The 25,477-nt window shown below is 72.9% G+C and carries 19 protein-coding genes; 9 read left to right on the top strand and 10 right to left on the bottom strand.

Annotation, left to right across the window (positions count from 1 at the left end; all coding sequences use genetic code 11):
- Window positions 1–13: 13 nt before the first annotated feature.
- The 5 genes from KG102_RS12035 to KG102_RS12015 are packed head-to-tail and all read left to right on the top strand — an operon-like array spanning window position 14 to window position 6,013.
- Entirely contained in the window at window positions 14–517 is a 504-nt protein-coding gene (locus KG102_RS12035) for a phosphatase PAP2 family protein (protein ID WP_243883906.1), read from the top strand.
- Between the two features lie 5 nt (window positions 518–522).
- A complete protein-coding gene (locus tag KG102_RS12030; protein ID WP_208211715.1) occupies window positions 523–1,383 on the top strand; it encodes a decaprenyl-phosphate phosphoribosyltransferase in 861 nt (286 codons plus the stop codon).
- Between the two features lie 7 nt (window positions 1,384–1,390).
- On the top strand, window positions 1,391–2,662 hold the full coding sequence (locus KG102_RS12025) for a lipopolysaccharide biosynthesis protein (protein WP_208288651.1): 1,272 nt from the start codon (window positions 1,391–1,393) through the stop codon (window positions 2,660–2,662).
- Window positions 2,656–4,848 (top strand): hypothetical protein, encoded by a 2,193-nt coding sequence (locus KG102_RS12020; protein ID WP_208288653.1) that lies wholly within the window; start codon window positions 2,656–2,658, stop codon window positions 4,846–4,848. Before KG102_RS12025 ends, KG102_RS12020 begins: the two co-directional genes overlap by 7 nt.
- Window positions 4,838–6,013 carry a glycosyltransferase family 4 protein gene (locus KG102_RS12015; protein ID WP_208211709.1) on the top strand — a complete coding sequence of 392 codons (1,176 nt, stop codon included), beginning with the start codon at window positions 4,838–4,840 and terminating at the stop codon, window positions 6,011–6,013. The genes KG102_RS12020 and KG102_RS12015 overlap by 11 nt, the downstream gene beginning before the upstream one ends.
- On the opposite strand, the gene KG102_RS12010 is transcribed toward KG102_RS12015, so the two are convergent.
- The 7 genes from KG102_RS12010 to KG102_RS11980 all read right to left on the bottom strand — a co-directional run bounded on the left by KG102_RS12010 (window position 5,997) and on the right by KG102_RS11980 (window position 14,587).
- A complete protein-coding gene (locus tag KG102_RS12010; RefSeq protein WP_208211708.1) occupies window positions 5,997–6,692 on the bottom strand; it encodes a class I SAM-dependent methyltransferase in 696 nt (231 codons plus the stop codon). The genes KG102_RS12015 and KG102_RS12010 overlap by 17 nt on opposite strands.
- 34 nt (window positions 6,693–6,726) lie before the next feature.
- Window positions 6,727–8,460: a glycosyltransferase family protein gene (locus tag KG102_RS12005; protein ID WP_208211706.1), complete on the bottom strand. Its 1,734-nt coding sequence runs from the start codon at window positions 8,458–8,460 to the stop codon at window positions 6,727–6,729.
- A 3-nt stretch (window positions 8,461–8,463) separates the two neighbouring features.
- On the bottom strand, window positions 8,464–9,672 hold the full coding sequence (locus KG102_RS12000; RefSeq protein WP_208288654.1) for an ABC transporter ATP-binding protein: 1,209 nt from the start codon (window positions 9,670–9,672) through the stop codon (window positions 8,464–8,466).
- Window positions 9,672–10,526: an ABC transporter permease gene (locus KG102_RS11995; protein ID WP_243883908.1), complete on the bottom strand. Its 855-nt coding sequence runs from the start codon at window positions 10,524–10,526 to the stop codon at window positions 9,672–9,674. The genes KG102_RS12000 and KG102_RS11995 overlap by 1 nt, the downstream gene beginning before the upstream one ends.
- Window positions 10,527–10,650: 124 nt before the next feature.
- The gene (locus tag KG102_RS11990; protein ID WP_208288657.1) at window positions 10,651–12,213 is read right to left on the bottom strand and encodes a glycosyltransferase family 4 protein; all 1,563 of its coding nucleotides are present in this window, start codon (window positions 12,211–12,213) and stop codon (window positions 10,651–10,653) included.
- Entirely contained in the window at window positions 12,210–13,718 is a 1,509-nt protein-coding gene (locus KG102_RS11985) for a glycosyltransferase (protein ID WP_208288659.1), read from the bottom strand. Before KG102_RS11985 ends, KG102_RS11990 begins: the two co-directional genes overlap by 4 nt.
- Window positions 13,715–14,587: an FkbM family methyltransferase gene (locus tag KG102_RS11980; protein WP_208211679.1), complete on the bottom strand. Its 873-nt coding sequence runs from the start codon at window positions 14,585–14,587 to the stop codon at window positions 13,715–13,717. The genes KG102_RS11985 and KG102_RS11980 overlap by 4 nt, the downstream gene beginning before the upstream one ends.
- 150 nt (window positions 14,588–14,737) lie before the next feature.
- Between KG102_RS11980 and KG102_RS11975 the strand changes: the two genes are divergently transcribed.
- The 3 genes from KG102_RS11975 to KG102_RS11965 are packed head-to-tail and all read left to right on the top strand — an operon-like array spanning window position 14,738 to window position 19,203.
- Window positions 14,738–15,724, top strand: coding sequence for a GDP-mannose 4,6-dehydratase (locus KG102_RS11975; protein WP_208211677.1), 987 nt, complete (start codon window positions 14,738–14,740; stop codon window positions 15,722–15,724).
- A gap of 4 nt (window positions 15,725–15,728) precedes the next feature.
- On the top strand, window positions 15,729–16,712 hold the full coding sequence (locus KG102_RS11970) for a GDP-mannose 4,6-dehydratase (RefSeq protein WP_208211675.1): 984 nt from the start codon (window positions 15,729–15,731) through the stop codon (window positions 16,710–16,712).
- Window positions 16,699–19,203 carry a glycosyltransferase gene (locus tag KG102_RS11965; RefSeq protein ID WP_208211673.1) on the top strand — a complete coding sequence of 835 codons (2,505 nt, stop codon included), beginning with the start codon at window positions 16,699–16,701 and terminating at the stop codon, window positions 19,201–19,203. Before KG102_RS11970 ends, KG102_RS11965 begins: the two co-directional genes overlap by 14 nt.
- A gap of 60 nt (window positions 19,204–19,263) precedes the next feature.
- Here KG102_RS11965 and KG102_RS11960 read toward each other — a convergent pair whose 3' ends face one another.
- Window positions 19,264–21,687: a glycosyltransferase gene (locus KG102_RS11960; protein WP_208288663.1), complete on the bottom strand. Its 2,424-nt coding sequence runs from the start codon at window positions 21,685–21,687 to the stop codon at window positions 19,264–19,266.
- A gap of 54 nt (window positions 21,688–21,741) precedes the next feature.
- A complete protein-coding gene (locus KG102_RS11955) occupies window positions 21,742–22,743 on the bottom strand; it encodes a glycosyltransferase family 2 protein (RefSeq protein ID WP_208288665.1) in 1,002 nt (333 codons plus the stop codon).
- 54 nt (window positions 22,744–22,797) lie between these two features.
- Here KG102_RS11955 and KG102_RS11950 point away from each other — a divergent pair, with 54 nt between their 5' ends.
- Complete coding sequence (locus KG102_RS11950; protein WP_208288667.1) at window positions 22,798–23,916, top strand: glycosyltransferase family 4 protein; 1,119 nt, start codon at window positions 22,798–22,800, stop codon at window positions 23,914–23,916.
- Here the strand turns inward: KG102_RS11950 and KG102_RS11945 are convergent.
- Window positions 23,889–25,475, bottom strand: coding sequence for a DUF2142 domain-containing protein (locus KG102_RS11945; protein ID WP_208288669.1), 1,587 nt, complete (start codon window positions 25,473–25,475; stop codon window positions 23,889–23,891). The genes KG102_RS11950 and KG102_RS11945 overlap by 28 nt on opposite strands.
- Between the last annotated feature and the right edge of the window lie 2 nt (window positions 25,476–25,477).

Below are 25,477 nucleotides of genomic sequence, written 5' to 3'. Positions count from 1 at the left end.
GGGGGCCTCCGTCTTGACCGACGCCGAGATCGACGTCATGCGACGGATCCAGGAGGTCGCCGGGGACGGACCGCTCCCGTCCCTCGCGCGCGGCTACTCGTCGTGGGGTGAGCACGCTCGCGGCTGGCTCGCCCTCGGCGTCGTCGGCGCGGCCGTGGACCGCGACCGGCGTCGGCTCTGGCTCGGCGTGAGCGCCGCGGCGTTCGGCGCGCACGCGGGCGCCGTCGTCCTCAAGCGGGTGGTGCGGCGCAAGCGGCCGAACGACCCGCGGGTCGCCGTCCTGACCTCCACACCGTCGGACCTGAGCTTCCCCAGCGCGCACGTCGCCTCGACCACCGCGGCGGTCGTGGCGCTCGCGCCGCTCGTCGGGATGCCCTTCGCGGTGGCGGCGGCCGGGGGCATGGCGTTCTCGCGCGTGCTGCTGGGCGTGCACTACCCGAGCGACGTCGCCGTGGGAGCCGCGCTCGGCGCGGTCTCCGCCGTCGTCGTGCGTCGCGTCGCGTCCGACGGGCGGTGAGCGCCATGCCTCCGCTGCTCCGTGCCGCTCGCCCACGCCAGTGGGTCAAGAACGTCCTCGTCGCCGCCGGGCCCCTGGCGGCCGGGACGATCGCCGACGCCGACACCGTGGTCGCAGTCCTGGTCGCCTTCGTGACGTTCTGCGCGGCGTCGTCCGGGATCTACATGATCAACGACGTGCTGGACCGCGAGGCGGACCGCGCGCACCCCGTCAAGAAGTTCCGGCCCATCGCCTCCGGGGCCGTGTCCGTCCGGCTCGCGGTGATCGTCGGAGTGCTCCTGCTGCTCGGGGCACCGGCGGCCGCCGCCCTGCTCGGGTACGGCGTACTCGCGGTCGTGCTCGCGGTGTACATCGTCCTGCAGCTGTCGTACTGCCTGTGGTTCAAGCACCAGGCCGTCATCGACCTCGCGATCGTCTCGTCCGGCTTCCTGCTCCGGGCGGTTGCGGGCGGTGTCGCCGCCTCGGTCGAGCTGTCGCCCTGGTTCCTGCTCGTGGCCGCCTTCGGGTCGCTCTTCATGGTGGCGGGCAAGCGTTACTCCGAGGTGCACCTGGTCGGTGAGGGGGAGGCGTCGACGCGGCGCAGCCTCGAGCTGTACTCCGCCAGCTACCTGCGCTTCGTCTGGAGCATCGCCGGCGCGGCGACGCTGACCTTCTACTCCCTGTGGGCCTTCAGCCTCGAGCGGACCAACGACCTGCTGCCTCAGCTGTCGGTCGTGCCGTTCGTGGTCGCGCTGCTGCGGTACGCGGTGGACATCGACCGCGGTGCGGCGGGGGAGCCCGAGTCCATCGTGCTCGGCGACCGCACGCTGCAGGTCCTGGGCGTCGCGTGGCTCGCCATCTTCACGGCCAGCGCCGCGCTCGGGTGACCCCGCGGTGAGGCGGAGCGACTCGCCGACCTGGGTCGCCCTCGGGGCGCTCACGTCCGGCGCGGCGACGTACGTGCTGCTCGTGGTGACGGCACGGGCGGTCGGCCCGGCGGCGTACGGCCGGTTCTCGCTGTTCTGGGCCGCGATCATCATCACGTCCCTCGGCGCGTTCCTCCCGTTCGAGCAGGTCCTCGCCCGGCGGTCCGCCGGCCGGCGCGCGAGTGCCGCGTCCGTGGTCGCGCTCCGCGTCAGCGGGACCCGGCTCGCTCTCGTCGTGGCGGCGATCGCGATCGCCGTGCACACGGTCATCCAGCTCGTCCGGGGTGGCTCGACGGACGCCGTGGTGATCTCGGTCGTGGCCTTCGCGCTCGCCTGCCTCGGCTACGCGTGGCAGTTCCCGTCCCGGGGCGTCCTGGCGGGGCGCACAGCCTTCCGCCAGTACGCGGTGGTCGTCGTGGTGGACGCGGGCCTGCGGGCCGTCCTCGCCCTGGTGCTGTGGGCCGCCGGCGTGCACAGCGTCGGGCCGTACGTGGCGGCCGTGGCGGCCTCGTCGCTGGTGTGCGGCGCGGTCGGGGCCTGGCTCGTCCATCGATGGCACCGGCACGCCCCGGCCATGCCGGTGGTCGCGGAGGCCCCCCCGCGCAGGGGCGCCACCCTCGCGCACGAGGTCGGCGGCCTGGTCGTGGCGATGCTCTGCATGCAGGCGCTGCTGAACAGCGGCCTCGTCGTGGCCGGAGCGGCGGGGACCGGGCAGGACGCGGTCGTCGCCGGCCACCTGCTGGCCGCCCTGACGCTCGCCCGGCTCCCCGTCTTCGTCCTGCAGGCCGCCCAGGCCGCCTACGTCTCGAGGATCGCCGACCTGGCCCACCGCCGTGAGCACGCCGCACTGCGGCGGCTCCTGCTGATGGTCGCGAGTGCGGTGCTGGCCATGGCGGCGGCGACGGTCCTGGTCGCGGCGGCGGTCGGGCCGCAGCTCGTGAGCCTCGTCTTCGGGCCGGACTACACGGTCTCGCGCGCGGCCGTCACGCTGGTGGCGGGCGGGATCGCGGCGTACCTGGTTGCGTCAGTGACCAACGACGTCGCCGTCGCTCTGGGCGCGCACCGGTGGACGAGCCCGGCGTGGGTGTGCGCCCTGCTCACCGCGGTGGTCGTCGCCGTCGCCGTGCCCGACCTGATCGTGCGCAGCGCGCTCCCGCTGCTCGTCGGGTCACTCACAGCCGCGGCCGTGCTCCTCCCCGTCGTCATCCGCCGCGCACGCCCGGATGCACCCGCATGGTGAGCACGCTGATCTGGATGGCCGCTGCGCTCGTCGTGCTGTTCGTGCTGGGGCTCGCAGTGCTCGCACCCATGCGACCCCGCCGCCGCGCGGCGCTCGTACCGGCCGCGCCCCTGCTCGGCGCCGCACTCCTCGCCGTCGTCATGTCGACGTCGTCGTGGTGGCTCGACGCCCGCGGGGGTCTGGCGGTGACCGCCGTCGTGGCGGCGGTCCTGGTGGTCGTCGGCGTCCGACGGGGTACGTCGCCGTGGCGGGTCGACCTGAGTGCGGTCGGTCTCGCGGTGCTGCTCGTCGGCATCGGTGCGATCGGCGCCGCGGTCGCCCTGCTGCCGAGCGCGTGGGCCGGTGACGGGCGCGCGCTGTCCGCGAACGACTCGGGCGACGTGTTCTTCTACGTGGCGGAGTCGGCGTGGATGGGGGACCACCCGATCTCGCCCGTGCCGGAGCCCGGCGCGGTCCCGGGCGAGGGCAACGCGACCCCTGCCGACGTGCCCCTGCGGGCCGCGCTGGCGTTCCCGCTCCGCGTCGGCCAGCCCCTGGTCCACGCGGCGCTCGGCGCCGTGACCGGTCAGCCGGCCGTCGGCTCCGTGATGGGCGTCATGGCTCTCTGGATCGCCCTGCTGGCACCGGCCGCCTTCGTGTCCGGGCGGCTGCTGCGACTCGGTCGGCTGGCCTCGATGCTCCTGGCCGCCGTCTGCGCGACCTCTGCCGTGGTCGTCCAGCAGAGCTATCAGCAGAACGTGGACGCCCTGCTCGGCGCCGGCCTGGCCCTGCTGACGATCGGTGCGGTCATGGCCGCCACCGAGCGCCGGCTGCCGCTGTGGCCGGCGGCGCTCGTGACGGCCGCGCTCGCCGGCGTCTACACCGAGTACGCGCTGTTCGTCGTCCCGGCGGTGCTCGGTGCCGTGCTGCTCCGCCGGCCGCGCGGGCTGGGCCGGCGCGCCGGGCGCCTGCTGGCGGTGCTCGGCATGGCCGTCGCCATGGCACCGACCTCCTGGGTGCGCGGGGTGCAGGCGCTGACCCTGCCACGGGCGGGAGACGGCTTCGGGTCGCCGCTGTTCAGCGACGGCTGGTTCGCGGCGGTCAGCCGCGTCGTCGGCACCGCAGCGCTCGCCGAGCCGGTGGGCGCCGCCGGGCCGAACCTCGGCACCGCGCTGGTCGTGGTGCTCGCGGCGACGCTCGTCCTCGGCTGGGTGCTGGCGCTCGTCCTGGACCGGCACCGCGGCATGTGGTTCGCGCTGCTCGCGGTCGGCCTCGGCTACCTCGGGTTCCTCACGGCCGAGCACCGCGGCTACACCCAGGTGCGGGCCGCGAGCGTCCTGCTGCCCCTGCTGCTGCTGGCGAGCGCCGCCGGCTGGTCCACCCTCGGCGCACGCCTGCGGCGAGCGGCACGCGTCCGGACAGGGGGCACGGCGCGGTCGGCGCTCGCTCCCCGGCTCGTCACGGGGCTCACCGCCACGCTGACGGCGATCGTCGTCGTCGCCGTCGTGGTCAACGTGCGCAGCGCGCCCGACGGCATCGACCGTGGCCGCCTGCCGGAGCGGCACGTCGACGCCACCTACGACGAGGCCGCCCGGTGGGTCGACGAGGACGGAGGCGAGGGCGGCCAGGGCGTCACCGTGCTCGCCGCGGACCTCTTCAGCCAGATGTGGCTCGCACACGCGCTGCGGGAGGACCCGCTCGTCTCGTACGTGTCCCTGCGGCCCGACTACCTCGGGATGACGACGTACTGGGCGGGGGAGCAGGACCCGTTCCTCCTCGTCGGTCCCGGCGCGTTCCTCGATGCGGACCCCGCGGCCGTCGTCGCCCAGAACGACCGCTTCCGGATGGTCGACCTGGGCGCCGCCCCCGCCGTCGCGGCCGTGCCGTTGGACCTGCCCACCTGGTCCCCGTACGCCCAGGCGGACGGCAGCATGATTGGTCCCGACGGTGGCAAGATCACCGTCGTTCGTTCTCCCGGTCTCACCGGTCCGGTCGAGCTCGAGCTCGCCGCAGCCGGTGCCGGGGAGGTACGGGCGACGGTGCTCGAGACCGGCCAGGTCGCGCGCGCGGACATCGTCGACGGTCGGGCCCTGGTCCCGGTGGAGCTCGGCGACGCGTCGATCGCGACCATCCAGCTCGACGTCGGCGCCGAAGGCGCCGAACCCACGCAGCAGCTCGCCCTGATCGGAGTGCACGGTGCCCCCTGAGACTGCCTCGCCCCTCGAGACGACCTCGCCCCGCCCGTACGACGTCCTCGTGGCGCTCAACTACTACGCGCCCTACGTCTCGGGCGTGACGGAGGCCGCGCGGGTGACCGCCGAGGGCCTGGTCGCACGCGGCTACCGGGTCCTGGTGATCGCCGGGCACCACGACCCCAGCACGCCCCGGATCGAGCGGATCGGCGGCGTCGACGTCCTGCGCACGCCCGTCGTGGCCAGGATCGGCAAGGGCATCGTGAGCCCGTCGTTCGTGCCCACCGTCCTGCGCTGGGCGCGCAAGGCGAAGCTGGTCCACCTGCACCTGCCGATGCTCGAGGCCGGCGCGATCGCGCTCGGGGTCCGGGGCGTCCCGCTGGTCACCACGTACCAGTGCGACGTGACCCTGCCCGCGGGGCTGTTCAACTCCTTCCAGACCTGGGCGCTCGACCGGTCACACCGGATCGCGCTGCGTCGGTCGGACGTCGTGGCCGTGACGAGCGAGGACTACGCGCGCGCCAGCCGGCTGGCCGGCGCGATGGCCGGGCGGACGCAGGCCCTGCCCGCCCCGGCCGTCGACCGCTCGGGCGGGCAGCCCCGGTTCCGCGACGGGGACGGCCTGCACGTCGGGTTCCTGGGCCGGATCGTGGAGGAGAAGGGTCTCGAGTACCTGGTGCGGGGCTTCCGTGAGCTCGGGCCGGACGCCCGGCTGCTCATCGGTGGCGACTTCGCCAAGGTCGCCGGCGGGAGCGTGGTGGACCGGGTCCGCGAGGCGATCGGCGACGATCCGCGGATCCGGCTGATGGGTTTCGTCGCGGACGAGGCACTGCCGGACTTCTACGCCTCGCTCGACGTCTTCGCGCTGCCGTCGGTCAACTCGCTCGAGGCGTTCGGCCTGGTACAGGTCGAGGCGATGATGCAGGGGATCCCCGTCGTGGCCAGCGACCTGCCGGGGGTGCGCATGCCGGTGCGCGACACGGGGTTCGGGCGGATCGTGCCCCCGCGTGACGCGCCCGCCATCGCCGAGGCGCTGCGGGAGATCTCCGACGCCGGGCTCGACCCCGTCGCGGGCGCCGCGCAGGCCCGGGCGCGCTACCTCGACTCGGTGGTCGTGGAGCAGCATGCCGAGCTGTTCGACCGGCTCCTGCGCGAACGGGGCCTCAGCTCGCCCAGGTGAGCTCGAACAACGACGACTCGCCCGAGCCCGGCGTCAGCCACATGCGCCCGGCGAGGAACTGCGCGGCCATCGGCAGGCCGTGCCGGAGGGCGTCGAACGGCATCGGGAGCGACGAGTAGGGGAAGTTCCACAGCCCGTCGGAGCAGGAACGCACGACGCGCAGGCCGTGCGCGTCGAAGTAGTCCAGCCACTCGGCGTGCGGCTTGAGGTTGATGTGGGTGGGGTCGGTCAGTGCGTTCCAGCGGCTCCCGTGCAGCCTGCTGGCAGCCCCCGCGGGGTCCGGGACCACCACGAGCGCTCGCGCGTCGGGGGTCGTCGCGCGGCGCAGCTGCGCGAGGAGCTCGGCAAGGGGCTCGTCCGGGATGTGCTCGAAGACGTGCACGGCCGTGAAGGCGTCGAACCTTCCGGGCGGCAGCACGGCCGCGTCCTCCCAGACCGTGCTCCCGGGGGAGACCTGCCGCGCGACGGAGGCCGAGTACGAGGACAGCTCGAGCCCGTCGGCCTGCCGGTGCCGCGCCATGCGAGCCAGCAGGTGGCCGGTCCCGCAGCCCACGTCGAGCACGTGCCTGGGGTTCAGGTACCTGCCGACCAGGCGGTCGTAGTAGCGCAGGGCGGGCCGGTCACCGAGCTGCCCGTTCGCCGCGTAGTACGACTCGTCGTAGTGCTGACCAGCGAACACTGCTACCCCCATCGGCCGCCCGGCTGCTGCCCGGTCAGGGGACGTCGTACACGTGCACGCCCCCGACCTGGCGTCCGGAGGTCCCCAGCGCCTCCGACACGACAGCGTCCCACGCAGGGTGCGTGCCGTCCACGATCACGGTGTCGACGTCGTACTCCTGCAGGTACTCGGGCAGGGTGCCGGCGTAGTCGAACTCCAGGTCGCGGTTGTAGAGCGCCCAGCCGACGGGATCGCTCAGGGCCTCCGGCGCCTGCGCGCCGCCGCCGTTGCCGGTCGGCATGTCGAAGGAGAAGTCCAGCGTGTCCTGCCACCGCATGCCGGGCCCCCACTGGCCTGCCGGCAGCACCAGGACGTTGTCACCGGGCTCGACGACCTCCTTGATGGCCCCGTCGGTGACGAACGGCGGCTCGTGGGCGTCGGTCGGGAAGCCCAGCTGGGCGAGGTTGGGCAGCAGCAGCACGGCGCTGATCGCGACGCACCCGCCCACGAACCACCGGGGCAGGGCGCGCCGCGCCCACGCCTCCGCCACGAGCACGGCCAGGGCCATGAACACGAACGCGGAGAACCGGGCGGGTAGGGCGTGGTCGAGGCCGGGGACGAGCTCGGCCAGCCGCCACGGCAGGGGCACCGTCGGGCTGCCCGCGATGTTCAGCACCGGACCGAAGCTGAACAGCAGCGCGACCGCCGCGAAGGCGCCCACCCCGGCCTGCAGGCGCGAGGGACGTGCGATGGCCGAGGCCAGGACGAGCAGCAGCAGAGTGAAGGGGAGGTACGCCGTGTTCTCGGCGCCGTTACCCAGCCAGCGGGTGCGCAGGTCGGCGAAGAACGAGTCGCCCACGAGCAGCTGCTCGGTCGGCACGACCACGTTCGTGAGGTCGCTCGAGTACAGCGACGGGGGGTTGGCCACGGACTCCGGGATGCCGGAGCTCAGTCCGGCGGCGATGACCGGCGAGGCCACGATCGCACCGATGACGGCCCCGAGCGCGAGCCAGGGGACCGTCCGCAGCAGCGTCGCGCGTGCCGGTCCGCGCACCACGACGAGCGCGATCACGAGGGCGACCAGGGCGAAGACGCTCTCGGTCACCATGAGCTCGGTCGACGCGCCGAGGGTGAAGGCCACGATGGCGGCGGTCCACACGACCAGCCACCGGCGCCGCAGTGTGCCCCGCACCGCCCGCACGACCAGGTAGGCGAGCAGCGGCAGCCCGAACACCCACATGAGGTTGAGGTGGCTGAGCGAGTGCCCGGTCACGTACGGGCTCACGACCATCAGCGCACCGGCGAGCGTCCCGCCCACGACCGACCCGGTGAGCTCGCGGGCGAGCAGGTACACGGCCAGGCCCGCGAACAGGATCGACAGGAGGATCGCTGCGTTGTACCCGGCTGTCCCCCCGAACGCCGCCGAGATCGGCGACACGAGGATGGAGACGGCCGGCACGGAGATCGCGTTGCCCAGGTCGAGGCCCTCGGGGGCGTAGAGGTTGGGCGCGAAGAACGGGTCCTCGAGGTTGGTCAGGGCGTGCACGTTCCACGAGAGGTAGTACGCGAACGACTCCGAGTCACCGGGGTTGGACAGCCGCAGGTTGCGGGGGTCGCGCAGGATGGGCCGAGCCCAGCACACGATGATCCACAGCACGAGCGTGACGGTGGGCCACAGGTGGCCGTCACGCCGCAGGGCGCGAGCGGTACGTGCGCGCGCCCGCGACCGCAGCGGCACCCGCTGCGGGGGCGTGACGTCGGCGTCGAGGCCGAGGGTCTCGCTCTGCATGCGTCAGACCGGGGTGGCCGCGAGCGTCGCGCCGAGGTGGACGAACCCGATCTCGGTGCCGGGGGTCGTGACGTGCACCCGGGCGGCCTCGCGCAGCCGGTGGATCTCGGCGCCCGAGGCGTCGGCGATGGCGCCGTGCACGGTGTAGGCGCCCTCGCCCAGACGGGCCTGCGGGACGTCGAAGTCGAACGACGCCGTCCCGACGACCGTGGGCAGGGCGACCTTGAGCAGCTTGCTGTTGGTCCCGTAGATGGTCTGGCCCCCCGCGGAGTCGAAGCCGAACCCGAGGATCCAGGACTCGAGCGGGTCGGCGGCCTCGAGGGTGACGCGGATGGTGATCGGTGTCCCGACGGAGATGGTGTCCACGGGCTGGCCGTCCTGCAGGACCTGCGCGCTGACGATGCGCGCGCTGGGGCGCGCCTCGGCGCCCTGGGCCGACGTGTCGGCCCGCTCGCGCTGGAGCTCATCGGCGCGGATCTGGTCGAAGTCGGTGCGCAGCACGCGCAGCGCGTCGCGCGGGGCGCCGTCGGCCTTCACGACGCCGTGCTCGAGCACGATGGCCCGGTCGCACAGCTCCGCCACCTGGTCCAGGCCGTGCGTCACCAGCACGATCGTGCGGCCCTCGGTCTGGAACTGGCGGATGCGGTCCATGCACTTGCGCTGGAACGGCTCGTCACCGACGGCGAGGACCTCGTCGACCAGGAGCAGGTCGGGGTCGACGTGCACGGCCACCGAGAAGGCGAGGCGCACGTACATGCCCGACGAGTAGAACTTGACCTGGGTGTCGATGAACGGCTCGATGCCGGAGAAGTCGACGATCGCGTCGAAGTACCGGTCGATCTGCGCCGTGCTGAGCCCCAGGATCGACGCGTTCAGGTAGACGTTCTCGCGGCCCGTGAGGTCGGGGTGGAACCCGGCCCCGAGCTCCAGGAGCGCGGCCATCCGGCCGCGGACCTGCACGGTGCCCGTGGTGGGCTGCAGGATCCCGCCGATCATCTTGAGCAGGGTGCTCTTGCCCGAGCCGTTCGGCCCGATGAGGCCGACCGTCGTCCCGGACTCGATGGCGATGTTCACGTCACGGAGCGCCCAGAAGTCCTCCTTGTGCAGGTTCGAGCGGCCGAAGTTGACCACCCGTTCCTTGAGCGACTTCTCCTTGCGGATCACGAAGCGCTTGGACAGGTCGTTGACCTGGACGACCGTGGGGTTGCTCATCACAGCTCCTGTGCGAAGTTGCCCTGGAGGCGCACGAACACCCGCTGCGCGACCCAGACGAAGACGATGCCGACGGCCAGCCAGATGCCGAGCAGCGTGCCCAGGTTCTCCGGGACGGGCTGGTCGCGGCCGGCCATCCAGAACGTCTGCTGGAAGCCCATCACCGCGACGGTCATCGGGTTGGTCAGGTAGATCTGCTCGAGCAGCGGGCTGGCCTTGTCCTGCACGAGGGCCCAGGAGTAGACGATCGGCGACGCCCAGAAGGCGATCATCAGCGCGATCTCGACGAGGTAGGTGACGTCCCGCAGGTAGACGTTCACGGCCGACAGGAGCAGGGACCAGCCCAGCGCGGTGACGATGATGACCGCCAGCGACAGGGGGAGGTAGAGCCACTTGCTGCCGGTGGGCACGTCGCCGACGACGATGGTCGCGGTGAACAGGATCATCAGCTGGATCGCGAAGCTGAACAGCGAGGAGCCCAGCGCGCTGAGCGGGAAGATCTCCCGCGGCAGGTACACCTTCTTGATCAGGCCGCCGTTGTTGACGATCGACGCGGACCCGGTGGTCACCGCCTCGGAGAACAGCCCCCACGCGGTGAGTCCCGTGTAGATGAACACAGCGAAGTCGGGGATCTGGCGCGCGGCCCCGAGGAACTGCCCGAGGGCGACGAAGTAGATGAGCAGCAGGGCGAGCGGGCGCAGCAGGCTCCAGACGAAGCCCAGGGCGCTGTCCTTGTAGCGCGACTTGAGCTCGCGCCGGATGAGCATGTTCAGCAGCTCGCGGTGCTGCCAGATCTCTTTCATCTGGGCCGCTGTGCCGGCCGCCAGGCCGGGCTTGGGGCCCGTGGTGCGCATGGGCTCGAGACGGAGGCGAGCAGCCCGCTCTTCGCTGATGGATGTCATTCGTTCGTCGCTCCAAGCGGATGGTCCTGCGGCCGACCGCTGGATCGGCCCCGACAGCGTACCGGGACGTTCCGTGTCAACCGTCCACCGCCGTGGTGTGGAAGATCTCCCACAGGCGGGCTGCGTACTGCTCCCACGTGCCCTCGGGCCGGGACACGGCCTGCGCGCTGAGCGTGGCGTGCAGCTCGTCGTCGGTGAGCATCCGCTCGAGCGCGTCGACGAGCTGGTCCTCGCGCCGCGGGTCGATGAGCAGCGCGCCGCCGTGCGCGGCGATCTCCCGCATCGAGCCGAAGTCGGAGGTGATCGCCGGCGTCCCCGCGGCGAGCGACTCGGCCACGGGCAGGCCGAACCCCTCGTTGACCGACGGGAAGACCGTGCACCGAGCCAGTCGGTAGGCGCCCCAGAGCATCCGGTCGCTCAGGCTGCTCACCGACTCGACCGGGCGGCCCGCGCCGATCAGCTCGCCGAGCCGCTCGGTGAACTCGTCGCTGTTCCACGAGTTGCCGCCGACGAAGGACAGGCTGAACTGCATGCCGCGCCGCCAGAGCACCTCGGCCGCGTGCAGCACGGCCAGGTGGTTCTTGCGCGGCTCGTGGCTGCCGACGCACAGGACGAACGGCATCTGGGCGACCACGAAGCGCTCGCGCGCGTCCTGCAGCGCCTTCGGGGACGGCTTCGGCGCGTGGGCGGGCAGCAGGAGGGGAGTCACGCGAGGCCCCGGCAGCCCGGCGCCGGCGAGCATGCGCCGCCACCCCTCGTACTCCGCCGCCGCGGCGCGGGAGATCGTCGCGACGACGTCGAACTCGGCGACTGCCGCCAGGTTGAGCGCGAAGACCGCGGGGAACCCGGTCGCGGAGGTCTCGGCAGAGGTCAGCGGCACGCAGTCGAAGCCGATCACGCCGCAGCGGGTGCGGGAGAACCGCGCCATCGACTGGAGGGAGGCGCACCGGCGGGCCTGGATGGCGAGCTCCGGCAGCACGTAGGTGCCGCGCCAGGGCACGACCACCGTCACGGGTGCGTCGTCGCCGTCGGTGTCGTCATCGTGGGGATAGGCGACCACGCGGGTGGCGCCGGAGAGCGCGGCGTCGCAGGCGGCGTCGTCGAGCGCGTAGATCGCGTCCATGTCCGGGGTCCACCCCACGGCCGTGAACGACTGCTGCTCGCGCCACGCCCGCGTCACGCTGCGCGCCACCCGCTGGATCCCCGTGCCCAGCGGGAAGAGCACGAGGTCGCCGATGTCGACGATGGTGTCGTCGGTGACCACGCGGACCTCGCGGCGGACCGACTCTGCGGTGCCCGCCGCGCGCGCCGCCTCGAGCAGGGCGCGCGGGCCGGCGAGCTGCGCGGCCCGGCGGGCGTCGGTGACCTCGTCCGCGGTCGGCAACCGGGCGGACAGGACCGCGAGCGCGAGCCAGGTCCGTGCGTCGTCGGCGGGGCCGAGCAGCCGCAGCACGTGGTGCTCGGCCTGGGTGGCGTCGAGCGACCCCGGCACGTCGGGCTCGAGCGCCCGGGCCAGCGTGAGCAGCCGGCGGTGCCACTGCGACGGCGACACGCGGGGTTCCCCGACGCGCGCACGGATCGCACCGGCGCGCGCGAGGGTGCGACCGACGGCGTACCGCGGGTTGACGGTCCGGGTCACGGTGCTCCTCCCTCGACGAGATCGGTCCAGAGGTCGGCGGCGTAGTCCTGCCACGTCCGGACGGGGTAGTGCGCGGCCTCGTCCCGGAGCCGGGCGCGCAGGTCCGGGTCGGTGACCATGGCACGCAGGCCGGCGAGCACGGACTCGTCGTCGCGCGGGTCGACGGTCAGGCAGCCACCGGCGGCGGCGATCTGCGCCTGGCTGCCGTAGCTCGTGGTGAGCACGGGCGTGCCGCAGGCGAGGGACTCGGCGACGGGGAGCCCGAAGCCCTCGTGCAGCGAGATGAAGACGGTGAACGACGCGGTGCGCAGCAGCGACCAGAGCTCGTCGTCGCCCAGCGTGCGGTCCCAGGTCACGGGCGCTCCGGCACGCTTCAGGCGGTCCAGCTGCGCCTCCACCCGGGTGGTGTCCCAGCCGGCACCGCCCACCAGGCGCAGGTCGAACTCGACCCCCTCCTGCCAGAGCCGCTCGGCCGCGTGCAGCAGCGCCGTGTGGTTCTTGTGCGGTTCGAGCCGGCCGACCGCGAGCGCGAGGGGACGCGCCGGCGGCACCCGTACCCAGCCCTCGGGGGCGGGGGGCACGGTGGCCGGCAGCGTGACCTCGCTGACCACGGGGCCGGGCAGGCCCTGCGCCGACAGCGCCGCGCCGAAGCCGGCGAACTCCTCGGCGGCGGACGCGCTGATCCCGGCGACGCGCGCCGCGTGCTTGATGACCGCGAGGTAGCTCGCGAAGCCGTTGGGCTCGCCGAGCGGGCGCAGGTCGGCGCTGATCACGGGGATCGCGTCGTAGCCGATGCAGACGACCCGGGTCCCGGACATCTCCGCGAGGGCCGCCAGGCGGGGGCAGCGGTCCGCCAGCGGGACCTCGGCCAGCACGAGCGTCGCGCCCCACGGGATCACGATGTCGGTCTCGTCGTCGGGATCCGTCTCGCTCGCCGGGCGGTCGCGCAACGAGTCGTCCCACCGGGCCGCGAGCTCCTGCTCGTCGGGCGTCAGCGTGCGCAGGATCCCCGCGCTCGAGGTCCAGGCCGTCAGGACGGTGTCGTGCTCGGTCGACCAGGCCCGCACCACCTCCCGGGCGGTGCGCTGGATCCCGTTGTGGAAGGGGTGGCGCGCGCACATGTCGACGTCGACGACGACCCCGGTGGTCACCACCGCGTGCCGGCGCACGGAGGCGTGCTCGGAGGCGATCGTGTCCGCGCGGTCCAGGACGTGCAGCGTCAGGTCGGTCGTGTCCTCGAGGTCCACCCGACGCAGGATGTGCCGGACGTCCTCGGCCATCGGGTACGCGCCCGCCAGGGACGTGAGGACCAACCAGGCCAGGGCGGGGTCCCGCGTGTCCCGGAGCCGGGCGACGAGCGCGGCCAGGCAGGCGTCGGCGTCCTCGGCCGGCTCGTCGGCGCGCGCCGGTGGCTGGGCGATGGCCGCATCCGCGGCGGACCGCAGGCGCTGCGCCAGCGCGACCGTGACGTCGATGCTCGGGGCCGAGGTCGTCCCGACCGTCATCGAGCCACCCCACGCACCGCGCGCAGCGGTGCTGTGAGGCGCCAGGACACCGTCCGCCTGACCGCGACGAGCTCGGCCTCCAGCGCGGCGATGCGGCGCTGGTCGGCGGCACGGCTCAGGGTGCTGTCGGAGCGATCGGCCCACCGGGTCAGTGCGGCGGTGCGCCACCGGACCACCTCGTCGGTCAGGCGCTCGATCGAGGCGCGCTGCTCGCGTTCCGCGTCGGTGTCGTACTCGTCGAGCGGGCACGCCGGGTAGGAGACGAGCGGCACCAGCTCGGGGTGGTCGGGGGAGACGTAGAAGCGGGAGAGGCCGTCGAACAGGCAGAAGGTGTAGCCCGCAGCCAGGACGTCGCCCTCCCACACCTCGTGCGTCGGCTCGGTCGACAGCGGCGCGGTCGACTCGATCACGAGCACCCACGGCCGCCAGCGTGCGAGGTCGGCGCTGCGGATGACGGCCGCCTCGGCGCCCTCGACGTCCACCACCATGAAGTGGATGTCGACGTCGTCCCAGCCGGCCTCGGCCAGGATGTCGTCGAGCGTGCGGGCGGGGACCACGACGTCCGAACCGGCGAAGCCCGCACCCACGTGCCGCTCGCTCACCTCGTCGACGAGCGTGGACAGCCCGGTGTCCTCGAACACGTGCAGCGTGACGGTGTCGATCGCCTCGTCGGTGACGGCGGCCTCGATGAGCGTGTCGCGGGGGCGCTCCGCGCGCTGCGCCGCGGCGAAGGCCGGGACCGGCTCGATGGTGATACCCGACCAGCCGAGCTCGTAGAAGCCGCGGGTCACCGAGAACAGACGGGGGTCGTTGGCTCCGACGTCGACATAGCGACCTTCCGGGATCCCACGCAGTGCCCTCCAGAGCACCACGTCTTCCCGGTTCTGGGCATACGACACGAACGTCGGAGAAGGGGGCACCGATCGATCATACGTGGGGGGGCGGTGCGAGGACCTCAACTGAGGTCGGTGAACCCGGTACTCTCCTAGGTGCCCATCCGCCCTAGACCCTGAGGAATCATGCCCCGCGCACTCATCACCGGCATCACCGGCCAGGACGGTCTCTACCTCTCCGAGCTCCTGCTCGCCAAGGGATATGAGGTCTACGGCCTCATCCGGGGGCAGAACAACCCCAAGCTCGAGCTGGTGCGGAACACGGTCCCGGGCGTCAAGCTGGTCACCGGCGACCTCACCGACATCTCCTCCCTCATCCGCGCGCTCGAGGTGGCGCAGCCGGACGAGGTCTACAACCTGGGTGCGATCTCGTTCGTCGCCTACTCGTGGGAGAACGCGCTCCTCACGTCCGAGGTGACGGGCAAGGCGGTGCTGAACATCCTCGAGGCCGTGCGGCTCTACTCGCACGACGACATGTCGAAGGTCCGCTTCTACCAGGCGTCGTCCTCCGAGATGTTCGGCAAGGTGCAGGAGGTCCCGCAGCGCGAGAACACGCTGCTGTGGCCGCGCTCGCCCTACGGCGTGGCCAAGGTGTTCGGCCACTACATGACGATCAACTACCGCGAGTCGTACGGCATGCACGCCTCCTCGGGGATCCTGTTCAACCACGAGTCGCCCCGCCGCGGCCCGGAGTTCGTCACCCGCAAGGTGTCGCAGGCGGTCGCGCGGATCTCGCTCGGCCTGCAGGACGACATCACCCTGGGCAACCTCGACGCCAAGCGCGACTGGGGCTTCGCCGGCGACTACGTCGACGCCATGTGGCGCATGCTGCAGCAGGACGAGGCCGACGACTACGTGGTGGCCACCGGCGAGACGCACTCGATCCGCGAGCTGCTGGACATCGCGTTCCGGCACGTCGGCATCGACGACTGGGAGCCGCTGGTCAAGCAGGACCCGCGGTTCATGCGGCCTGCCGAGGTGGACCTGCTCATCGGTGACCCGAGCAAGGCGCACGACCAGCTCGGCTGGGAGCGGAAGGTCGACTTCCCCGGGCTCGTCACGATGATGGTCGAGAACGACCTCGCGGAGCAGCGCGCGCTCAACGGAAGGTGAGCAGTTGACGACGGCGCTCGTCACGGGCATCACCGGGCAGGACGGAACGATCCTCGCCCGCCGGCTCGTGGCTGAAGGCATCCAGGTGCACGGTCTGGCCCGCGAGGCGCGTGACCGCGACGAGTGGGCGCTCGACGGGGTCCCCGAGGTGCAGGTGCACGTCGGGGACCTCACCGACGCGGAGCGCATCCGCGACCTCGTCCGCGAGGTCGAGCCCGACGAGATCTACAACCTCGGTGGGATCAGCTCCGTGGCGTTCTCCTGGGAGCACCCCGTGCTCACGGGTGCGGTCACGGGGCTCGGTGCCGTCGGGCTGTACGACGCGGCATGGCGCCTCCAGCAGGACCGGGGCCTGCCGGTGCGGCTCGTCCAGGCGTCCAGCGCCGAGATGTTCGGCCTCCCCGAGGTGGCACCGCAGGACGAGACGACCGCGATCCGCCCGGTCTCGCCGTACGGCGCCGCGAAGGCGTACGCGCACCAGATGGCGGCGGTCTACCGGGCGCGCGGCCTCCACGTCGCCACGTGCATCCTGTACAACCACGAGTCGCCGCTGCGCCCGACCGCTTTCGTCACCCGCAAGATCACTGCGGCCGCGGCTCGGATAGCGCATGATGGTGCCGGAACGCTTGCATTGGGCAACCTTGACGCACGTCGCGACTGGGGCTGGGCGCCGGACTACGTCGACGCCCTCGTCCGGGCTCTGCGGCACGACGAGGCGGACGACTTCGTGGTCGCCACCGGCCACGCCCACTCGGTGGCGCAGTTCGTGGAGGCCGCGTTCCGCAGGGCCGGGATCGAGGACTGGCGTCAGCACGTGGTCGTGGATCCTGCCTTCGTCCGACCCGCCGACCCGACGGAGATGGTCGGCGACGCCGGCCGGGCGCGTCGGGTGCTCGGCTGGGCACCGACCGTCCCCTTCGACGAGATCGTGGGTCGGATGGTCGAGCACGACATGTCGATCCTGAGAGGCACGCATGAGATCCGCTGAGCCAGAGATCCGCCCGGGCGTCGTGTCCGTGGTGCTCGTGAACTACCGCGGCGCCGACGACACGATCACCTGCCTCGGGCACCTGCTCGAGATGGACTGGCCGGCGGACCTGCTCGAGCTGCTCGTGGTCGACAACGACTCGGGCGACGACAGCGTCGCGCGGATCCGTGCCGCCGTGCCGCAGGCGACCGTGATCCCGGCCGGGTCCAACACGGGGTTCGCGGGGGGCTGCAACCTCGGTGTCGCGCACGCGACCGGCGAGTACGTGGCGTTCCTCAACAACGACGCGCGCCCGGACCGGCTCTGGGTCGCGGCAGCGGTCGAAACGTTGCGGTCGGACGAGCGGATCGGCGCGATCGCCAGCAAGGTGCTGGACTGGGACGGCAAGGTCGTCGACTACGTCGACGGGTCCCTCACCTGGTACGGCATGGGCTACAAGCGCGAGGTCGGCCGCGCCGACTCCGCCGAGTTCGACGTGCCGAAGGACGTCCTGTTCGCCACGGGCGCCGCGACGGTCATGCCGACCGCCGTGTTCCGCGCGGTCGGCGGCTTCGACGAGCGCTTCTTCATGTTCTACGAGGACGTGGACCTCGGCTGGCGGCTGAACCTCCTGGGCTACCGGGTCCGGTACGAGCCGCGGTCGCTGGCCTTCCACAAGCACCACGTGACGATGAAGAAGTTCGGCAGCTTCCGCGAGTCGTACCTGCTCGAGCGCAACGCGCTGATGTCCATGTACAAGAACATGGACGACGAGACGCTCGCCAAGGCGCTGCCGGGCGCGATGGCGCTGGCCGTCCGCCGCTCCCTGGCGCGGGCCGACGTCGACGCGACCACGCTCGACCTGCAGCGCTCCCCGGGCGGGGACGACGAGGGCGACGTCGTGCTGCCGAAGATGGCCCTCACCGGCGTCTACGCGATCGACTACTTCACGGACAACCTGGCGAGCCTGACCGAGACGCGCCAGGAGCTCCAGGCGTTGCGGCGGCGGACCGACCGCGAGCTGTTCCCGCTGTTCCGGCACGCCATCGAGCCCGCGTACGGCTTCCCGTCCTACCTGTCGGCCCACCGCGACGTGGTCGCCGCCTTCGGGCTCGCGGAGCACTTCATCTCGCGGCAGCGCGTCCTCGTGGTCACGGGGGAGCCGCTGCTCGAGCGGATGGCCGGGCCGGCGATCCGGGCCTGGGAGATCGCCCGGGCGCTCGCGCCGGAGCACGACGTCCGCCTCGTCTCGACGGGTGGCTGCCAGGTGAGCAGCGACGCGTTCTCGACGTCCTACGCCTCCGGCCGCGCGCTCGACGACGCCTGCGAGTGGGCGGACGTCATCATCTTCCAGGGCTTCCTGCTCGAGGCCGCTCCGTGGCTCAAGAAGAGCTCGAAGATCCTCGTGGCCGACGTCTACGACCCGATGCACCTCGAGCAGCTGGAGCAGGCGCGAGACCTGGGCACCGGGGGACGCGCTCTCGCCGTGCGAGAGACGACCCGCGTGCTCAACGAGCAGCTGCGTCGCGCCGACTTCCTGCTGTGCGCCTCGGACAAGCAGCGCGACTTCTGGCTCGGGCAGCTGGCCGGCCAGGGCCGGATCAACCCCGCGCTGTACGACGAGGACGCGAGCCTCGACGCGCTCATCGCCGTCGTGCCCTTCGGCATCCCCGACGAGCCGCCCGTCCGCACCGCCTCGGCCATCCGCGGGGTGGTCGACGGCATCGGCGCCGACGACAAGGTGATCCTCTGGGGCGGCGGGGTCTACAACTGGTTCGATCCCCTGACCCTGCTGCGGGCCGTGCACCGGCTCAGCGTCGCGCACCCGGACGTGCGCCTGTACTTCATGGGCCTGAAGCACCCGAACCCCGGCGTGCCGGACATGCGCATGGCGTGGGAGACCCAGCAGCTCGCCGAGGAGCTGGGTCTGACCAACAAGCACGTGTTCTTCAACCACGGCTGGGTGCCGTACGCGCAGCGCGCCAACTACCTGCTCGACGCCGACGTCGGGGTCTCCACCCACTTCCTGCACATCGAGACGGCGTTCTCCTTCCGGACCCGCATCCTCGACTACCTGTGGGCGTCGCTGCCCATCGTGGCGACGGACGGTGACACGTTCGGCGAGCTGATCCGCGACCACGGGCTCGGCCGCGTGGTGCCGGAGCGGGACGTCGACGCCCTCGTCGCAGCCCTCGAGGAGATGCTCTACGACGAGGACGCCTCTGCCGAGGCCGCCGAACGCGTCGCCGAGTTCCGGAGCCGGTACACCTGGAGCGTCTCCCTGCAGCCGCTCGTGGAGTTCTGCCGGTTCCCCCGGCGCGCGGCCGACCTCGCGGTACGGCTCGGCGAGCCCACCCCGCGGGCCTCCGTGTTCCGCCGGCAGCGCCCGAGCATCCGCGACGACGTCGCCCTGGCCAAGCAGTACATGTCGGCCGGGGGAGCACGCGAGGTCGTGCGCCGGGCGGCCGGCCGCGTGCGCCGGGTAGTGGGCCGCGCCGAGGACGAGATCTGAGCGGGCTGCCCCTCAGGATCTGAGCGGGCCGCCCCCTCAGGATCTGAGCGGGCTGCCCCCTCAGGACAGCGGGCTGACCCGCCGCACGAACCGGCGGCCCCGGGCGGCGCGCTCGCGCCAGCGGACCTTGGGCATGTCCCGCTCGATCTCGGCCAGGCGCGCCGCCATGCGCCGGCCCGCCGTCTCGGGGCCGTGCAGCGTCCGCAGGTCCTGCGCGGCACGCTCACCACGCTGCGCGGCGTCCGCAGGGTCGTCGACGACGGCCCGCATGCAGGCGGCTGCGGCGTCCAGGTCGGGCTGCGCCCACCGTCCGCCCACGGGATACGGCTCGCTGTGCTCGGGGATCGGTACGGGCGTCCACGGCACGAGGTAGGAGTTCGCGTCCGTCATGAACTGCATGTTGCCGCTGTAGGCGGTGGCGATGACGGGCTTGCCCTGTGCCATGGCCTCCGCGATCGTCAGGCCCAGGCCCTCCGAGCGGTGCAGGGAGACGTAGGCGTCGCACAGCTGGACCAGCGCGTCCCGGTGTGCCGGCGGCAGGTACTCCTCCAGCAGCAGCACGTCGGGTTCCGCGGCGGCCCGCAGGCGCACGCGCTCGGCGTCGCCGACCCGCTTGTCGGAGTTGATCGACTTGATCACCAGGCACGGTCCCTCGCCGGGGGCGAACGCGCGCCGGAACGCGTCGATGAGGTCGACGGGGTTCTTGCGCTCGGTGGTGCTCAGGTGGTCGAACGAGAACAGGAACAGCGTCCGGTCCTCCGGCAGGCCGAGCTCGGGCCGGGTCAGCTCCGTGGGTGCCGACCGCTGGGGGAGCGCCGGGGTCATCGTGACGACGGGGAGCTGGGTGTGCGCGGCGATCGACTCGCGCACGAAGTCCGTGGCCGCCCAGATCTCGTCGACGTGCCCGAAGCCACCGTGCAGCGTCGCGGGGAAGTCCTCGACCTCCCAGTACCAGTACCCGATCCGGTAGGTCGGGTTCAGCTCGGGCAGGCCGTCGAGGACGAAGCCGGCCTGGTCGGCGTTGACGCACAGCAGCGTCGTCGCGAACGTCGCGGCGGCCTCCTCGACGGCGGCCGGCGCCTGGTCCCCGTCGGCCCGCTGCCGGGACTGCAGGTGCTCGTCGACCGTGAACGGGCGGTGCGGCACGTCGGTCGTGTCGAGCGCGCCGAGGACCAGCCTGGCCGCCTCGCCGACACCCAGCTCGCCGCGCAGGTAGCCGACCACGTTGACGCCGGTCGGCATCCCGGAGCGGCCCACGAGCCACTCCACGGGTCCGGTGCGCACGCCGTTCGACGGGCGTGCGTGCTGGCGGGCGGCGGTCGCCACCCCCGCCGCGACGCGCTCGCGCGCGTAGTCGCCCTCGACCTGGGCGTGCACCCGGGCCCAGGCGATGAAGCTCTTGCTGTCCGACCCGGGGACGTGCGGGTAGCGCGCCTGCAGGTCCGGGCGGTCCCGGTACAGCCCCAGCACGTAGCGGGTGAGCGGTGTCCCCTTCCGGGTCACCACCTCGTCCAGCCACTGCGTGAACTGCTCGGGACGGGTCGTGTCGAACGGGTCCGGCGGGACGGGGCCCGCGCCCGCGCGCCAGGCCTCGACGGCCTCGCGGAACACCCGGCGCAGGACGCTGTGCACCACGATCCCGCCGGCGGTGCGCTCGAACCGGGCGACCGGCTGCTGGGCGGGCTCGAGCGCCGCGACCTCCGCCAGGTGCAGGGTGACGAGGGCGGCGAGGTCAGGGTGGTCACTCAGCCGCGCCCGCGCGGTGTCCGCCCCGTCGGTCGAGAACAGCCACGGGCGGGCCGGGTCGGTCTCCGTGAGGTCGATCGCGGCGACGGGCAGCCCGTTGAGCGTCCAGGTCCCGGCGTCGTCCACGATGACGGAGTCCGGATCGACGTTCCACGGCGAGATGATCGTCGCCGAGCCGACCAGCTCGTGGGCCGTCGCGCTCAGCGCGGTCTGCCACGGCGCGGGCAGGCCCGGGTCCGACAGCGCGATCCAGGCGTCGAGGAGGTTCTCCGCGCCCGGACCCACGCCGAGCATCCCGGCGTGGAACGGACCCTCGCGGACGAGGTCACGAGGAGAGGGGGACATCCCGTCGTCCGGCGGCAGGGTGTCCCGGCGCGCGACGGCCGCCAGCCCGGAGCGTGCGGCGGCGTCCCGGATCGGGGACAGGTCGCCCACCGGACGCATGCCCGGAGCGACGTACACGGCGGTGGCGCCCTCGGAGACGAGGAGGCGCAGCAGGCGGGGCAGGAGCCACTCCGGCAGCGTCGACGCATCGGCGAGCATGCCCGCCATGTGCAGCTCAGCCCGGGAGATGCCGACGTCCGCCGGCGTCAGCACCCGCACGTCGGGCCAGTCGGCGCAGATCCCGTCGACGTCGAGGACGTGGATCTCGGCATCCGTGTGACGGCCGCGGAGCGCCGCCAAGGTGACGAGCGCTGCCGGGCCGTTGTGCGCTGCGACGATGCTGCAGATGTGCACGAACGAGTCCTCCTGGGGCGGGATGCTGGTTGAGGGTAACGCCTGGAACTGTGCTCAGCGCTGTGGCGGATCAGCCGCGATCCGTCGAGCGGGAACGAGCAGCCGCGCCAGCGCGGACCGGTCCACGACGGCGTCGCGGCCGAGCCGCCGACGCTCCGCGAGGGTCCTGCCGAGTCGCGCCAGGTGATCGCGCAGCCCACGGGCCCGTGCGCCTGTGCCGGGTGACCGGACGCCGTCGGTGAGGGCGGCCCGGACGAGGCCCAGGAGCTGGCGAGTCGTCGTGCGCAGCACCACGGGCCAGGGCGCGTGCCGGGTCATGACGATGAGCGAGTTGCGGGTGTTGTAGTAGCGGAAGACCGCCGAGCCGGTGCCCGAGCTGGCCGCGTGGTCGTGCTCCGCGACGGCGGACGGGACGTACCGCACGGTCCACCCGCCGCTGCGCAGCCGGAACGACAGGTCGGTGTCCTCGTAGTAGAGGAACAGGGACGGGTCGAAGTCGCCGACGTCGTCCAGCGCGGCCCGCCGCAGCATCGCGGCACCTCCGCAGAAGCCGAAGACGTCCGGGTCGGTGGACTCCGTGCCGTCCGGCGCCAGCCAGTCCCGGTCCGTGCCCGTGCCCCCGGACGTGACGATGTTGCCCGTCGAGTTCACCAGGCGGCGCCCGGCGGCGTCGCGCGTGGTGAGCACGATCTTGGCGGTCGCGGCGCCGGCGCGCTGCGACCCGGGGGAGTCCAGCTCGGCCATGAGGCGCTCGACCGCGTCGGGTGCGAAGCGGGCGTCGTTGTTCAGCAGCACCGCGTAGTCCGCGTCGAGGTCTGCCAGCCCGAGGTGCGCACCGCCCGCGAAACCCAGGTTCCGGGGTGCTCGCACCAGGCGGACGTCGGGGTACCGCTCCGCGACGAGCTCGGCGGTGCCGTCCTTGGACGCGTTGTCCACGACGACGATCTCCATCTGGTCCCGGACGGTCTGCGCCTCGAGGGAGTCGAGACAGGCGGGGAGGAGGTCCGCCGCGTCCCAGGTCACGACCAGGGCCCGGACCCGCACGGCAGGAGGCACCTGGGAAGTCTAGGGCGTCGGGAGCCAGCGGCCGGACGCCACTACGCTCGCCGGGTGGAGAATCCGGTACGGGTCGCGATGACCGTCGAGCAGTGCTGGCAGCCCGTGCCCGGGGGCTCGGGTTCCTACATCGCCGAGCTGAGCGGTGCCCTGGCGGCACTCGGTTCCGCGAGGGTCGTCGGCGTCGCCGCAAGGCACCCCGCGGCCGACCTGCCACGCCCGCTCCTGAGCGTGCCGGTGCGTCACTCCCGGCTGCCCCGCGTGGCGCTGTACGAGTCGTGGAGCCGCTGGCGCCGCCCCCGGGTCGAGCGTCTGGCGGGACCGACCGATGTCGTGCACGCCACCACCTGGGCGATACCGGGGCACCGGCGGCCCCTGGTGGTCACCGTCCACGACCTCGCCTTCCTGCGCGACCCGGGTCACTTCACCGAGCGGGGCAACGCCTTCTTCCGGCGTGCGCTGCGGATCGTGCGGGACGAGGCGGCCGGGATCGTCGTGCCGTCCGAGTCGACTCGTGCGGACTGCGTCGCGGAAGGGTTGGACCCGGCTCGCCTGACGGTCGTGCCGCACGGTGTGCGGGCGGCGCCCGTGACCTCCGAGCGGGTGGCGGCGTGGCGGGCGGCCCACGGGCTGGAGCGGCCGTACGTGCTCTGGTGCGGCACCCTCGAACCGCGCAAGAACGTGGTCCGGCTGGTCGAGGCGTTCGCCCGTGCGCGGGCCGCGCGCCTCATCGAGCACGACCTCGTGCTCGTCGGCCCGGCCGGGTGGGGTGGCAGCGGCGCGCAGGTCGAGCAGGCGCTGTCGGTGCTGCCGGCCGGCGCCGTGCACATGCTGGGCCGGCTGGACGACGCCGACCTGCAGACGGCCTACGCGGCCGCGTCGGCCTTCGCGTTCCCCTCGCTCTGGGAGGGCTTCGGGATGCCGGTGCTCGAGGCGATGGCGCACGGCGTCCCGGTGGTCACGTCCGCCGGCACCTCGATGGCGGAGTTCGCCGGGTCGTCCGCGCAGCTGGTCGACCCCCTGGACGTCGACGCGATCGCCGCGGGCCTGGTGCGCGCCGTCTCGGTGGCCGCGCCGTCCGCGGAGCTCGTCGAGACCGCGGCCGGCTTCACGTGGGAGGCCAGCGCGCGGGCGCACGTCGCGGTCTACCGTGCGGCGGCGCCCTCGGGCTGACGCTCGTCCGGCGTCACGTCGGGACCGTCGTCGGGGTCGACATCGGGCTCGAGGTCGGGCTGCGGGCGGGTCAGCGCCCAGGTCCCAGCGGCGAGCGCGCCCACCTGGACGAGCAGGAGGAGGACCGACGGCACGGGCGGCGCCCACTCGCCGGAGAGGATCTGCCGCCACGACCCGCCGTCACCGACCGTGTACCGGCGCAGGTTCACCAGGAACGCGATCAGCTGCCCGACCGCGAGCAGCGGGACCAGCGTGGAGACCAGGCGCTGCTCGACCCACCGCGGCAGCCCGCGCACGGCGTCGCGGCCGATGAACCCGGCCACGACGACCACACCGACGAAGAGCGGGATCGAGTACCGGGCCGTCCAGATGTAGCCCACGCTGCGCGCCTGCCACGCGTGCAGGAACGTCGGCACGAGCACCGCGACCCCGATGACCACGAGCATCGCGAGCTGGTCGCGCCTGCGGGCCAGGGAGAGTGCCAGGAGCGTGGGCAGGCCGATGAGGGCGGTGTAGACCATGTAGACCAGCTGCGGGAGGCTCGTGTCGAGCCAGCCGAACCGGCCGATGGACGCGACGAGGAAGTCGCCCGTGTCGAAGAAGGTGCGGTTGGCCGTCGAGAGGAACCCGAGCTCCGGGTGGTCGGCCCCGCCGGCCTCGAGCGTCCCCGCGGAGAACGTCCACGCGAGCGCGGCGCCCGTGCCGAGGACCACGACGGCCAGCCACGGCCACGACCGGCGATCGGTGAGCACGGCCCTGACACCGCTCCACGGCCCGACGGCGACGACGGTCAGCGCGATCAGCGCCACCCACACGGGCGACAGCCCCCGCGTGTTGGCCAGGAGCACGGCGACGACCGCGATCCCGGCGGCGCGCGACCGCAGCCGCGTCGGGTCGGGTGCGCGCACGAGTGCGAGCAGGCACACCCACAGGGTCACCGCGGCACTGATCTCGAGCGCGGAGGGGTTCACCGTGCTGTTGAGGTAGACGACCATCGGCGTCAGCGCGGCGACGACGCCCACGGTCACGAGCGGTCGGCGGCGCAGCGCGAGGACCTCGCGGAACCCCCAGGCGAGCACCGCGGAGCACACCGCGGCGCTGAGCAGCCGCATGAGGTACAGGTTGAGCGTGCTCGGCGGCAGCAGCGTGGGGGTGCCGACGAGTGCGTAGTAGAGGGGGTTGTTGCGGATCACCCAGGTCGAGGTGTCCGTCGGGACCTCCGCCGCGTCACCCTCGGGCATCGCCGGCGCGCAGTCGGCCGGCTCGGCGCCCCGGAAGGCGAAGCAGGCGGGGTAGTCGAGCGTGAACCGGTACAGGTAGGGGACGGTGACCGAGCCGGCACCCGGGTTGTCGGGTGTCGAGTGGCCGCGCAGGTCGCCGCGCACCACCCCGGCGGCCTTGACGATGTGGGCGTTCTCGTCCGGACCGGACGCCAGCGGGCTGGCCAGCGACCAGGTCGCCGTCAACGCGAACAGGATCCCGAACGCGAGCCAGAACGGGCGTGCGCCGCCGGCACGGAGGCGGATGGCGTGCGGCTCGACGGTCGGGGCGGGCTGCATCG

Origin of the sequence: Cellulomonas fengjieae, assembly GCF_018388465.1 — a bacterium.
GTDB lineage: Bacteria > Actinomycetota > Actinomycetes > Actinomycetales > Cellulomonadaceae > Cellulomonas > Cellulomonas fengjieae.
The sequence above is the reverse complement of the archived record's forward strand: the minus strand, read 5'-3'. Positions and strand labels throughout refer to the sequence as shown.